Here is a 13,190-nt window from a genome sequence, read left to right on the forward strand (position 1 = left end):
GTTATATAGCCTTAGGTTTTTGCGCTTTGATAAACAGAGCTAAAGTAATGCTAATTAATGCTACACAAGCATATTGCAAAGACTGATTGAGTTCTGAGTCTAGGATTTGCGTCAGGAGAACATAGATGGTTGCCACTCCGCCCAGCGCAAGCAAGCGAGGCCCGATCTGATTAGGTGCCATCTGCTTCTCTGGAATCAACCCAGCCAATATTGCTCCCAGCATTCCTGACCACAGTCCAATTGCGCAGCCCGCCAGAACATCAGTGAGCCAGTGAGCGCCAAGCGCATTTCGAGAGATGCCTGAAAAACCCGCAATGATGAAGATCCACCACAAAGAGCTTCTTTTATCTCGATCGCTAGCAAAGTAGATTCCAGAAACTACCGCAAAAGCAGTCAGCGTATGACCAGAGGGCATTGCTTTATGCAATAGAGGCTCACCGATGCGATAAAAGTCTTCTAAAGCCAATACTCCAGCAGGACGCGGAAGATCTAATAGAGGCTTAATGATTTGACTGATGGCACCACCAATCAAGGATGCCAGCAGTCCAGCACCCAGCAATCGAGGTGCTAACAGTAAGAGAGGAAAGCACAATGCAAAGATGCCCCAGCCATTACCGATAAAAGTCAGCCAGGTCCAAAAAGTATCTGGAAGTAATTGGGTGTAGCGATTAATAAATAAAAATGTCGGTGTTTGTAATTCACCAAAGTAAATGGCGATTGCTAGACTCAGTGGCAGAAGCGGAACACACCAAACTCCAATTGATGCAATTGCTAAAGCCGATTTGCGCTGCTCAGCCATGCGACTTAATGCACCCGCTCTTGATCGGCTTCATTTAATTGATGCGCCATCTTTTCTAGCACCTGAGCAACCGTAATGGCTTGCATGCAGACATTGTCATGGCACGGTGTTTTGCGATGATTGGCTGCACTAACGCAGGGTGAACATGCTAGATTAGCAGTGATGGCAATCGATTTACCAATGGAGCCGTACAAAGCCGGCGTTTCTGGTCCAAAAAGGACAACTGTTCGCAATGAAGTAACGGCGGAGAAGTGACCAGGCCCAGAATCATTGGTTACCATCACATCAGACAGGGTGTAAAGCGGGGGTAATTCTGCAAAGCTCACTTGGCCTGCAAAGTTCAGCGCATTTTTAACATTGGCAACTGCGCGGACTTTTTCAACATAGTCAAATTCAGCTGGAGAGCCAGTGATCAGAATGAGATCATTTGGATAGCGTTGATTTAATCCCTGAATCAGCTCAGAAAAGCGCTGTTGAGACCAGCGCCTTTGTGGCAACAGATCACTGGCATTGGGGTTGACCAAAATGAGGCGTTGCTTACCTTGCTTAAACGTAATACCAAAAGTCGCACTCAGTTTCTCAATGCGCTCACGAACTTTGCTCAATACCACTGGATCAATTACCGCTTGCTCTAAGTGAACTTCTGAATCTGCAATCTGGATTTTGCTAAATGGCACTTCAATCTCTTTAGCAAATGCCGCATGAATCAGGGAGAGGAAATTCTTGGTAATGTGGATGTGTGGGTTGTAATGAACCTTACGAGTCAACATAAAGCCACGCCACAAGCCTTCACCATGAAAGATGTGATAACCCACACGACGGCGTGCGCCACACAGACCGGTAAGTAAAGCGGTAAAGCGAGAGAATAACTCCAAATCAATCACGGTATCAATACGATGCTGATGAGCTAATAGTAAAAATTTCAGCGTATCTTTAATTAAGCCGCCTAAGCTAGAAGAATCAATCGTAAAGATGTTCTCGGGCTTCACGGTATTCAATAGAGTGAGGCTGGCTCGATTGCTTTTAAAGATCAGAAAAAATAACTCAGCGCCACGAGCTTGTGCATTGCGCATGGCAGGATCAACCAAGATTGCGCTACCCATTTCGGATAACTCAATAAAGAGTAATTTTTGGGGTACTTCTGGGCTACGAGAAAAAATATTCTTCATGCCATCGATCAGAGCAACGACTGGACTTGCTATCGCGCAAAGTGGCACTCCGACCCAGTGGTCAATCGCACGCATGGTGTTGACGCTAATAGTCATAGTGGGACTCTAAAAAGAATTATTTCCGTTTTAATAAAAAGTAAGCGCCAGGTAATACTGATAAGACGGTAATGGCGCCATAACTAATGGACGCTAGTACTGTCATAGATGGACTAACGCCCCATAGTGCCAGTACAGAAGAGAGTGTAGCTTCACGCAAGCCCCAGCCAGAGATACTGATTGGCAGCATTAATAAAAGACTCAAGGCAGGCAAGCCAATCATGAGGGCTTCAATCGGTGCATCAACTCCATAGGCTTTGAGGCAGAAGAGCAGCGTCAGAATAGTGAGAGAGTGAATGCCAATTGCAAATGCGGCTTGAGCTACATTCATGGGCCAAGAAAAAGCGAGCTTGATGCCAGGTAGTGCGTGATTCATTTGTATGCGGCCTAGTAATTGTTGCAATAAATTGCAGCTAGGTCCCCATGCCAAAATAGCGGCGAGCAATAAACCTGCCGCCACCATGATGCCGGTGACTGCATATCCTAAATCAGTGCCCCAGGCGGCTAAGGTCGCGCCACCCAAAATGAGACCAAGTCCGCCCAGTAAATTATTTCCCGCTAAGCCCAGCAAGCGATCCACTAACACCATGGAAAAACTCAAACGCAGCTTAGGAGTTGCGTGCTCTAGATCAACTGAGTGATGCAGCTCCTCATCAAGCTCCTTCGCCTCAGTCAACTTACCGCTACTATTTAAGTGAGTAGCAGTAATGGCGCGATAACTGTCGCCCCCGAGCGTACTAGGTAAGCCTTGATTGATGAGTCCGCCAGCAAAGTAGAGTGAAACAAAATTAGCGAGACTTCCCTGAAAGCCAACCTTGCGCATCAAAAATCCCCAGCGTAGCCCACCACAAACAAACGCTGAGATCATGGTTAATGTGGCCGCTAAAAACCACCAAGGTCGCATCTGAATATCGGAATCCAAGAGAGCGTGCCAATCAATTCCGCTGGTAGCCTTCCAAAGAAGAGCGACCGACAACAAAATGCGAATTGTGGGCCAAGCCCGCTTGAGGATTACTTTCCACCCAGATGTGGCTTTGGGGGTGGCTTGGGGTTGTGAACTCATAGGCGTAAGGATAATGCCTACGGCTCCTAAGGTCTTGAATTTGGGGAATTAAGGTGCCACACCAGCATCCTGCCAGTTCCGGCAGAGGCTGTAGTCAAATTTAGATAAAACCTGCCCAAATCGAATAATTTCTAGCTGGTCCAGTGGTTCACAGACTTCAAAGGCTAAATTTTGGCCGATAGGTGGACTAAAACTCATTCCCGACCAGTTAATCAGTAAGACGTTTGCACCGGCCGGCAATTGCCCAAACCAAAGGTCAAACTGATCCTGTCTTTGGTCCAGCACAAAGACTGGGAGAGCTTGCGCGTACCAGGCAGCACGACTGCCTAGAGTCCAGTTTTGCACTGCAATTCCGTTCGCCTTAGTGGCTTGCGCTAATTGAGCTGCTTTCTGGCCAGCAAGCTTCCAGCCATAGAGATCAGCAATGGGGTTGGATTTCACTGCTGAGCTAGTAAAGCCTCCAGCCAACACAAAGCCAAAACTGAGCAAACAAATCACTAACTGCCCAACTAGCAATATCCGAATTGCCATGCGACGTTGCACAGCCCATGCTTTAGCTAGACCAATGCCGGCAAATGGTGCAAGACAAAACCAGGCAGGCGTAGTCCAGTGGGGCAGACTACCTCCACCAGATAGTGCGGCAAAAATTACAAAAGGAATTATGAAGAAACTCAGCAGAGCAATCAGAACCCACTTGTGCGAGTGGAGGCAATGCCTTAAAAAAGTATAGGCACCCAAAAGCAAGAGGAGTCCAAAGCAGGCAATCTGGATGCCTACAAAGGCGCCGACTTTGCGCCACGCCCAAGCGCCACCACTGCCATGAGCAATTTGATATTTGAACGAGATCCAATCATTGACCCAATTCCAATAGAGCACAGGACTAATCATGATCAAGGCAATCGCTACTGCAAGCCAAAAACCAGTCTTAGTAATCCAGACTTTTTTGGGCGAGGCCAACAATACGAAGAGCAAAGCAAATGCAGTAAACGCAGCGGTGTACTTACTCAGACCTGCCAAGCCCAGTAACAAGCCAGTAATGATCCAGTCCGCAATGGTGAACTGATCTTTACGAGTCCAACGTAAGGCCATCAACATCAAGCCAAGACTTAAGGGGGCAAGCAGGGTGTCAGGCAAAAGGCCGATTGCTAAAACGTGGGGCAATGGCGCGGCAATGATGGCCAAGACAGCCATCAACCCACACAGGTTTGCGGAGGGAAGGGCGGTAGTGAGGTAGCCTGCATTACGCCCTTGTATCAAGTGATGAATTTCAAGGCTTACTCGATACACCAAGAAAGCGGAGAGCACCCAGAGCAGTTCGGGAATTAAGCGAATAATTCCCTCGGATGAAGTTAGGTTAACCAGCGGCCACTGAATCCAGCCCACTAGTGGCGGGTGATCAAAATAACTCCAGGCAAGATGTTTTGCATATAAAGCGTAGTGGGCTTCATCGACAGAAAACTCAATCGAGAAACCCAGAGCAAAATGCACTAGTGCAGCAATGCAGATGCTGATGACGGCCCAGCTTGAGGGTGATTGGTGACGCATTTGATGATTTTAGACTTAAGCAAGCCATTCTTTGGGACAATCAAGCGAATGCTGATAAAAATTCCTTTTCGATCCCTGTTACTTGTGCCTATGATAGCCATCTCCCTAGCGGGCTGTGCAGGCTTGACTGGAAACTCGATTGAGAATGAGGCGGGGCAGCCATTCAATGCGGATCAGTTACAAGCTCAAGAGGATTTACCTAAGTTCTCTGCTGAAAAGCCGCATGCTGGTATGCCGGATGGTTGGCATTTCTATCGCATCGCACCGTATAAAAAGAACACGCTTTACCGCCTTGAAAATTATCAAGGTCGTACCGTACTTGCTGCCAATTCCAAAACCTCAGCATCTGGTCTCGCGGTAAAACTTCGCCCCCGCTCAGCGCAGAACTTATGGTTGCAATGGGAGTGGAAGGCGATAGGTGCAATACCACAAGCAGATAATGCAGATAGTCAGCATGACGATGCACCACTGCGTATCTTGGTAGCCTTTGATGGTAATAAATCCAAACTTCCCCTTAAGGAAAAACTCACCTTTGAGATGGCTAGCTTAATTAGCGGTCAAGAAATGCCTTACGCCACAGTAATGTATATCTGGTCAGGTAAGAATTCAGTCAACACAGTTTTGAACAATGCCCATACTTCTCGTGTAAAGATGATTGTGGTGGACTCTGGTTCAGATAGTTTGGGTGAGTGGCGCAAGCACGAGCGAGATTTAGCGGCGGACTACAAGCTAGCCTATGGAGAAGCGCCAGGTAATGTTATTGGTATCGCACTGCTTACTGATACAGACAACACAAAATCAGAGGCCCGTGCTCTTTACGGCGATATTGAATTACTGCGTAAGAATTCTAAATAGCCTATCAATTCTGAGGCCGCCAGCGCTTTAAGAGCAGAGCATTACTCAATACACAAAAGCTGGAGAGTGCCATTGCACTGCCCGCTAGCATGGGCGACAAATAACCTAAAGCTGCCATTGGAATGCCAATCGTATTAAATGCAAATGCCCAAAATAAATTTTGCCTAATCTTATTCCAAGTTTTCTTAGAGATATCAATTGCATCAGCCACCAAAGTAGGATCGCCACGTATTAAGGTGATACCAGCCGCTTGCATTGCTACATCAGTTCCAGTAGACATCGCCATACCCACATCCGCCATCGCCAATGCCGGAGCATCATTCACGCCATCACCAATCATCGCGACATATTGTTTCTGAAGTGCAGGCGGATTTTGCAGCTGTTGAATCATGTGTGCTTTATCGCTTGGCAGGATTTGTGCAAAAACTTCATCAATGCCAATGATTTTTCCCACGCGAGTAGCAGCGGCTAAATTATCACCAGACAGCATTACTGTCCGAATATGTAATGCATGTAATGCATCGACCGCTGATTTTGCATTGGGCTTCAGTTCATCCCCAAAAGCAATTACAGCAATTGGTAAGGGCAACCCACTACTTTCACTACCCGAGCTCATCAATACGGAAACAGTTTGACCTTGTTCAAAATAAGGCTGTGCTTTTTGCAAAACGAGTTTGTGCTGGCTGCCGTCCTCGAGAGAGGCTACGCTCTGCAAACGCATTTTTTGTCCTGCAAAAGGACCGCTACTTGGAATGCCTTCAATTCCAATACCAAGCAAGCTCTTGCTAAATGAGGTGGCAATTGGTGCGATGCCTTTTTCCTTTGATGAAGCTAGCAGTGCTTTGGCTAAAGGATGTTCACTGCCTAATTGCAAGCCTGCAGCAGTAGCAAGGATCTGATCGGCATCGGCAAGTGATGTATCTAAGGGCAGTAGGGCGAGCATGCGTGGCTTGCCTATCGTTAAGGTACCAGTCTTATCAAAGGCAACGATATTGAGCTTATGAGCCAGCTCTAATACTTGAGGATCCTTAATCAAAATACCAAAGCGTGCGGCTATGCCAGTGCCGGCCATGATCGCAGCTGGAGTAGCTAAGCCAAGTGCGCAAGGACAAGCAATCACTAAGACCGATACGGCGCGTAAGATGGCAATGGAGATGGAGTCTAAGTAAAGCCAGTTGCCTAGGCCTGTTATGAGTGCAAGCACAATGACGGTCGGCACAAAGATTGCACTCACCTGATCAACCAACTTTTGAATCGGCGCTTTTTGTGTTTGCGCTTCCTCTACCAAGTTAATGATTTGTGAAAGCACGCTTTCAACACCAACCGCCTGCGCTCTTACTATTAGCGCACCTTCACCATTTAATGCGCCCCCAATGACTTTTGACTCAATGGATTTTTTAACGGGCTTGCTTTCGCCGGTGAGTAGGGATTCATCAACATGGCTAGCACCAAAAATAATGACACCATCTACCGGAATGCGTTCACCAGGAAGTATGAAGACGCTATCGCCAGGCAGCACTTGCTCTAAAGGTAAGTCGCGATATTGATCGGCGCCAATACCCGCATTTCCCTGAACATCAACGTCAGCGTTTAAAACTTTGGCATGCTCTAGCCAGAGTTTTTGCAGGGCGCGAATCGCTTCACTGGTTTGTTGCTTGGCGCGTGCCTCTAGCCATTTACCTAACAAGACCATGCAGATGATGACCGCTGATCCCTCGAAGTAAAGTTCATGCGGGTGATTTGAAGTGAGCAAGATATAGAGACTGAGTCCATAAGCAGCACTGGTACCCAAGGCAACGAGTAGGTCCATATTGCCCGCACCAGCTATGATGGATTTATAGCCCGCTACGTAGAAGCGCCATCCCAAAATGAACTGGACTGGTGTGGCTAAGGTGAGCTGCCACCACCCTGATAAGGACCAATGAATGCCAAAAGGCATGAAGAACATCGGCAAGAAGAGCGGGGCTGACAGGGCAAAACTCAGCATCACTCGGCCTAAGCCGTCGGCAGCCCAAAATGGCTTGCTAATCTTCTGATCCGGATTGCCCCGAGCGGAGCTTTCTTTAGCTTCGTAACCCGTCTTTTTAACGAGTGCGATGATGTCAGAAAGGCTTGATGAGCCTCGATGAACACGAATTCTTGCCTGTTCAGTGGCTAAATTGACGCTAGCGGCCTCTACCCCAGGAATCTTGTCTAAAGCTTTTTCTACCCGGCCAACACAGGAGGCACAGGTCATCCCATCAATGTCGAGGGTATAAAACTCTGAATTAGACGATTCTGTAGGGCTCATGTAGAAGATAATCTACTTGAAGGTGAAAAAAAGCCATTAACAACTGCATTTTGACTGTTTTGAAAGGTTAGCCATGTTTACGCTCAAGGTTTCAGGGATGACTTGTGGTGCTTGCATCAACGCAGTTACTCGGGCGGTGCAAGCTCAAGATCCTCAGGCTCAGATTCAGGTGGACCTAGCGACTCAGTTGGTCACGCTAGAAACAAGCCTTTCTCCAGAGCTAGCCTCCGGGCTCATAAGGGAGGCTGGATTCCCAGTTGCACATTAGCAATTAATTTTGGTTTTAGCAATTTTTTGCATGTGCGGTTAATCTACGCATTATTTGATTTTTCATCATCAGGCTTAATAAAAGAGGTGGAAAAGGCTTTATAAAGCCTGCACTTCCAAATAGGAGAGAGTTTTGTCGCTTACTGTAGAGGCTGTGCAAGCAGTACTAAAGGGTCTGATTGACCCAAATACTAAAATTGATTTTGTAACATCTAAGAGTGTTAAAAACTTACGCGTTGATGGCGGTGATGTTAGTTTGGATATTGTTTTAGGCTATCCAGCAAAAAGTCAATTTGAAGCTATTCGTAAATCGGTGATTGCCGTTCTCCGTGAATTGCCTGAAGTTAAAAACGTCAGCGTGAATGTAAGTAGTCAAATCGTTGCGCATTCTGTTCAGCGCGGTGTCAAACTATTACCTAATGTAAAAAACATCATTGCAGTAGCCAGCGGTAAGGGTGGGGTAGGCAAGTCCACTACCGCCGTTAATCTCGCATTAGCTTTAGCTGCTGAAGGTGCGCAAGTAGGGATGTTGGATGCAGATATCTACGGCCCAAGCCAGCCAATGATGTTGGGTATTACCGGTAGACCAGAATCCATTGAAGAAAACACGATGGAGCCTATGGAAGGTCATGGCCTCCAAGCGAGTTCGATTGGTTTCTTGATTGATAACGATGCCCCTATGGTTTGGCGAGGCCCCATGGTGACCTCTGCTTTAGAGCAACTACTGCGTCAAACCCGTTGGCGTGATCTCGACTATTTGATTGTGGATATGCCTCCTGGCACTGGCGATATCCAATTAACACTTGCTCAGAAGGTGCCTGTTACGGGCGCGGTAATTGTGACTACGCCTCAAGATATTGCTTTGCTGGATGCGCGTAAGGGTCTGAAGATGTTTGAAAAGGTGGGCGTACCCATTGTGGGCATCATCGAAAATATGAGTACTTATATCTGCCCAAGTTGCGGTCATGAAGAGCATGTGTTCGGTACTGGTGGTGGCCAAAAGATGTGCCAAGAATATGGTGCAGACTTCTTGGGTTCATTGCCTCTGAACTTATCGATACGTGAGCAGGCGGATGCTGGTCGTCCAACAGTTGTAGCGGATCCCGATGGCGCTATCAGCGAAATTTATAAAACGATTGCAAGACGAGTTGCAATTAAAGTGGCAGCGCTCTCTAAAGATATGAGCAATAAATTTCCGAACATTGTGGTTCAAAACACTTAAGGCCTTATGCGTTTTGCTGTGATCATGCGCAAGCAGTTTGTTGATAATCCGTGGATTTCATATCGGTGGGCGCCGCACGAGGTATTGCCGGATTTTGGGCAATTTACCAGTACATCTATAGCAGACAATAAGATCTCTGGACAATTTCTTGGGCGCGATGAGCAGGGTGAGTCCTGGTTGTTTACTGGATACGAACTCAATCTTTATCCAGATGAAGCTGAAGGCTACTACCTCAACTTATCGGCAACTCTTCCTGCTTGGTTTGTCATGTGGCGTCTTGAGGAAGATGTTGAGAGATATATTGACACACAATCTATTGACTTAGCTAAAACAGAGCCTACGTTTGCCATTCCCCATCGGATCAGCGTAAGCTACAACGAAGCAGGGCGTCTATTGGATGGCGGCGAGTCGGTTGATAGTGTTCTTTTGTCTGCAGAGCATGCCTCTTGGTTGCAAGAGTATGTCAATGAACATTACCGTCCTGAGCCGAAAAAACGCCATCGTCCTGAATCATTCAAGGGTGCAAACCGCCCAGTGGAGGATTGATGGCTGATGGTTTTTTAAGTCGATGGTCGCGTCGTAAGTTAGGTGAAGATATTGAGCCTGAGAAAAAATCAGGCGAGCTCGCTAAGGAGAAATTAGCTGTCAGTCCGCAGACTATGCAGCAATCAACCGAGATTGAAGATGCTCCGCCGCCCGCTTCATTAGATGATGTTGAAAAGATAGATCGCTTTGCGCCAGATTTCTCAGCCTTTATGCAGCCCGGAGTTGATCCAGCAGTACAGCAAGCGGCAATGAAGAAGATGTTTTCAGACCCGCACTTTAATATCATGGATGGTCTGGATATTTATATCGATGATTATTCAAAGCCAGACCCGATTCCCTTAGAGATGCTTAAGCGTATGGTTCAGTCCGATATGTTGAACATCTTCCGCAAGGATGATGATGGAGAGTCTGAGGCTACTACTGTTGTCGGCATCGATAATTCGGGATTCCAAGACCCAACTTTGCCCGCTCCTGACCAGACTGATTTAACATCCACACCAACATCCATTCAGGAGGTGGGGAATCAAGCCTCCGTACCCGTGGATAAAAAAACCAGTTAAGAAGAAATCAATGAGTCTAAAACTAGTTTGTAATTGCAACGGAACCATGCCTTTGGATGCAAAGGCGCTGGGTGTAACGATGCATACCTCTTTGTGTAGGCAAGAGGTGGGTATCGCCATTCAGGCAATGAATGGCAATGACTCACTCGTGATCGCTTGTACTCAAGAGGGTGCCTTATTTAACGAGCTAGCGGAGCAATCCGAGAAGCCATTGATATCGCCACTACGCTTTGTCAATATTCGTGAGGTGGCTGGATGGACTCAAGAGGCTAAAACTTCTGGACCCAAGATTGCGGCTCTACTTGCCTTGGCGGACATGCCGGAAGCCGAGCCCGTTCCAGTCGTGAATTACGAAAGTCAGGGGCGCTTACTCATTGTTGGGCCTGGAAATCAGGCCTTGCCTTGGGCTGAAAAATTGAGCGACTCTCTTGATGTCTCAGTGTTGTGTAGCGAGCCAGGAGCACTACCGATCGCCAGAAATTTCCCGACCTATACAGGTGAGGTGACTAAGCTAGATGGTTATCTTGGCCACTTTACAGTCGACTGGAATTTACAAAATCCAATTGATCCAGAGATGTGCACCCGTTGCGGCGCCTGTGTTGAAGTCTGCCCAGAAGGTGCGATTGATGACTCTTTCCAAATTGACCTCAACAAATGTAAGTCTCACCGTGATTGCATCACAGCCTGTGCTGGTATTGGTGCTATTAATTTTGATCGCGTTGAACGTCAGCGTAGTTCTGAGTTTGACTTAATTATGGATCTGCGCGCTAACCCTCAAATGCCTATGAGTCAAACTCCGCAAGGCTACTTCGCCCCAGGTCAGGATCCATTCGAGCAATCTTTAGTAGCCAATCAATTACTCGGATTAGTTGGTGAGTTTGAGAAGCCCAAATACTTTGCTTACAACGAGAAAGTTTGCGCCCATGGTCGTAATGGCAAAGTGGGATGCAATGCCTGTATCGATGTCTGTTCTACTGGCGCCATATCTTCATTGTTTAAGAATGGGCAGGGCACGGTTGAGGTAAATCCGAATCTTTGTATGGGTTGCGGGGCTTGCTCGACAGTTTGTCCATCTGGTGCAATGCGTTACAACTATCCAAGTGTGCCGCATCAGGGTAAAGAAATTAAAACGCTGGCTACGGTGTTTACTGCCCACAGTGCCAAAGCTAAACAATCTTCTAGTCCAACTCTGTTGCTGCATACACTCAAGGCAGGGACTCAGGTCTTAGATTCTCTCGGGCGATCTGCTCACCTCAGACCAAAACAATTTGAGGGCTTGCCGTGCTTTGTACTGCCCTACGGGATCGAGCATATAGCCTCTACTGGTTTGGATCTATGGCTTGGTGCGCTTAGCTACGGCTTTGGTGAAGTGGTTTTGTTGCTGACGGGAGATGAGGATCCTAGCTATCGAGCCGCCCTAGAAACTCAAATTGATTTAGGCAATGCCATTTTGGCTGCCTATGGATTTGACGCCAGACTCTCGCAAATACAGCTGGGTTCAACCTCTGATCTTCAGTCAGCTTCGCAGGCGATGGGCAAACTTCGTCAACGTGGTGCTTTATCAGCTATTTGTTCTCCCGCTAGCTTTGGTTTGTCCAATCAAAAACGAGAAACGATTGAAACGGTCTTAGAGCATTTGCAAAAGCAAGCGGAAGTGCCGTTACCACCTGAGGGAGCAGCTTTACCGCAGTCATCTTTCTTGGGAGGAATAAAAATTAACAAGGACGCTTGCACGCTCTGTATGTCTTGTGTGGGTAGCTGTCCTGAAGGCGCTCTACTCGATAACTTAGATGAGCCCAAGCTTTCCTTTATTGAAAAACAGTGTGTTCAATGCGGTATTTGCGTTCAAACTTGCCCAGAGCAGGCTTTGGCTTTAGCCCCTCGCTTACAAACGGTGGAGCAGCGCAAGCAAAAGGTAGAGCTTAATGAGACTAAGCCTTTTCATTGCATCGGCTGTGGAAAAGTATTTGGTACAGCAAAAATGGTCGATCTGATGCTGATGAAGCTAGGCGCTCACAGTGCCTTTGCTGGAGAAGCCTTAGAAAGACTCAAAATGTGCAGTGATTGTCGTGTTGTCGATATGGTGAAAAAAGAAACATGAGTGAACAGATAAAAGAAAGCTCCGCGACCGAAGTGGGCGATGTGGGCTTGCCGGAAGATTTGGCTAGAGCAGATTTGTATGGCTTGATTGCTAGACTCTTTCATGAGGCGCCTGATCAAGAGTTGTTGGATCAAATTGTGTCTTCCATTCCAGAGGGTCAAGAGGCTCAGTCTGAAGCTGCCCCTTTAGCTAGGGTTTGGCAGAATCTGGTCGAAATGGCTAAAGCCAATCCCGCTAAAGCTTGGCAGGATGAGTTTGATCAGAACTTCATCAGTGTTGGACGCCCCATCATCATTCTGAACGGCTCTTTTTACATGGCCGGTTATTTAAACGAGAGGCCATTGGTGGAAATCCGCCGCGCTTTGGATGCTTTTGGTTTGGAATCTGCTGAGGAAATCTCTGAGACTGAAGACCATATCTCTGCACTTTGTGAAGTGATGCGCTATCTGATTGCCGGTGATGACGTTGAGATCTCCAACCTTACAAATCAAAGGGTCTTTTTTAATGACCACATTCGACCATGGCATGACGACTTATTCGATGCAATCGATGCGGTCTCCGAGATGCGTCTTTATCACTCTGTGGCCTCTCTGGCTAGGGAATTTCTTGCTATTGAGGGTCAAGGCTTTGACATGATTTGATGTTGCATTGCATCAAAAAAGGGACTAGTGTTTACC

General features: G+C 47.1%; 12 protein-coding genes. 7 read left to right on the top strand and 5 right to left on the bottom strand.

Annotated features, from left to right (window positions below; all coding sequences use genetic code 11):
• Nucleotide 1: 1 nt before the first annotated feature.
• The 4 genes from ICN22_RS05255 to ICN22_RS05270 are packed head-to-tail and all read right to left on the bottom strand — an operon-like array spanning nucleotide 2 to nucleotide 4,672.
• On the bottom strand, nucleotides 2-799 hold the full coding sequence (locus ICN22_RS05255; RefSeq protein ID WP_216169204.1) for a phosphatase PAP2 family protein: 798 nt from the start codon (nucleotides 797-799) through the stop codon (nucleotides 2-4).
• A gap of 5 nt (nucleotides 800-804) precedes the next feature.
• Complete coding sequence (locus tag ICN22_RS05260) at nucleotides 805-2,064, bottom strand: glycosyltransferase family 9 protein (RefSeq protein ID WP_216169205.1); 1,260 nt, start codon at nucleotides 2,062-2,064, stop codon at nucleotides 805-807.
• Between the two features lie 19 nt (nucleotides 2,065-2,083).
• Nucleotides 2,084-3,127 carry a lysylphosphatidylglycerol synthase transmembrane domain-containing protein gene (locus ICN22_RS05265; RefSeq protein ID WP_216169206.1) on the bottom strand — a complete coding sequence of 348 codons (1,044 nt, stop codon included), beginning with the start codon at nucleotides 3,125-3,127 and terminating at the stop codon, nucleotides 2,084-2,086.
• A gap of 48 nt (nucleotides 3,128-3,175) precedes the next feature.
• On the bottom strand, nucleotides 3,176-4,672 hold the full coding sequence (locus ICN22_RS05270) for a glycosyltransferase family 39 protein (RefSeq protein ID WP_216169207.1): 1,497 nt from the start codon (nucleotides 4,670-4,672) through the stop codon (nucleotides 3,176-3,178).
• Between the two features lie 90 nt (nucleotides 4,673-4,762).
• Here ICN22_RS05270 and ICN22_RS05275 point away from each other — a divergent pair, with 90 nt between their 5' ends.
• Nucleotides 4,763-5,527, top strand: coding sequence for a DUF3047 domain-containing protein (locus ICN22_RS05275; RefSeq protein WP_255533848.1), 765 nt, complete (start codon nucleotides 4,763-4,765; stop codon nucleotides 5,525-5,527).
• A 4-nt stretch (nucleotides 5,528-5,531) separates the two neighbouring features.
• On the opposite strand, the gene ICN22_RS05280 is transcribed toward ICN22_RS05275, so the two are convergent.
• On the bottom strand, nucleotides 5,532-7,817 hold the full coding sequence (locus tag ICN22_RS05280) for a heavy metal translocating P-type ATPase (protein WP_216169208.1): 2,286 nt from the start codon (nucleotides 7,815-7,817) through the stop codon (nucleotides 5,532-5,534).
• A gap of 73 nt (nucleotides 7,818-7,890) precedes the next feature.
• Here ICN22_RS05280 and ICN22_RS05285 point away from each other — a divergent pair, with 73 nt between their 5' ends.
• The 6 genes from ICN22_RS05285 (at nucleotide 7,891) to ICN22_RS05310 (ending at nucleotide 13,154) form a co-directional block, all read left to right on the top strand.
• Complete coding sequence (locus ICN22_RS05285) at nucleotides 7,891-8,085, top strand: heavy-metal-associated domain-containing protein (protein WP_216169209.1); 195 nt, start codon at nucleotides 7,891-7,893, stop codon at nucleotides 8,083-8,085.
• Between the two features lie 132 nt (nucleotides 8,086-8,217).
• Complete coding sequence (gene apbC / locus ICN22_RS05290; RefSeq protein ID WP_216169210.1) at nucleotides 8,218-9,306, top strand: iron-sulfur cluster carrier protein ApbC; 1,089 nt, start codon at nucleotides 8,218-8,220, stop codon at nucleotides 9,304-9,306.
• Nucleotides 9,307-9,312: 6 nt separating this feature from the next.
• A complete protein-coding gene (locus ICN22_RS05295; protein WP_216169211.1) occupies nucleotides 9,313-9,852 on the top strand; it encodes a DUF3305 domain-containing protein in 540 nt (179 codons plus the stop codon).
• Nucleotides 9,852-10,412 carry a DUF3306 domain-containing protein gene (locus tag ICN22_RS05300; RefSeq protein WP_216169212.1) on the top strand — a complete coding sequence of 187 codons (561 nt, stop codon included), beginning with the start codon at nucleotides 9,852-9,854 and terminating at the stop codon, nucleotides 10,410-10,412. Before ICN22_RS05295 ends, ICN22_RS05300 begins: the two co-directional genes overlap by 1 nt.
• A gap of 10 nt (nucleotides 10,413-10,422) precedes the next feature.
• Nucleotides 10,423-12,513, top strand: coding sequence for a 4Fe-4S binding protein (locus ICN22_RS05305; RefSeq protein ID WP_216169213.1), 2,091 nt, complete (start codon nucleotides 10,423-10,425; stop codon nucleotides 12,511-12,513).
• Entirely contained in the window at nucleotides 12,510-13,154 is a 645-nt protein-coding gene (locus ICN22_RS05310; RefSeq protein ID WP_216169214.1) for a TorD/DmsD family molecular chaperone, read from the top strand. The genes ICN22_RS05305 and ICN22_RS05310 overlap by 4 nt, the downstream gene beginning before the upstream one ends.
• Nucleotides 13,155-13,190 lie beyond the last annotated feature (36 nt).

This window comes from Polynucleobacter bastaniensis (assembly GCF_018882205.1).
In the GTDB taxonomy this organism is placed as follows: domain Bacteria; phylum Pseudomonadota; class Gammaproteobacteria; order Burkholderiales; family Burkholderiaceae; genus Polynucleobacter; species Polynucleobacter bastaniensis.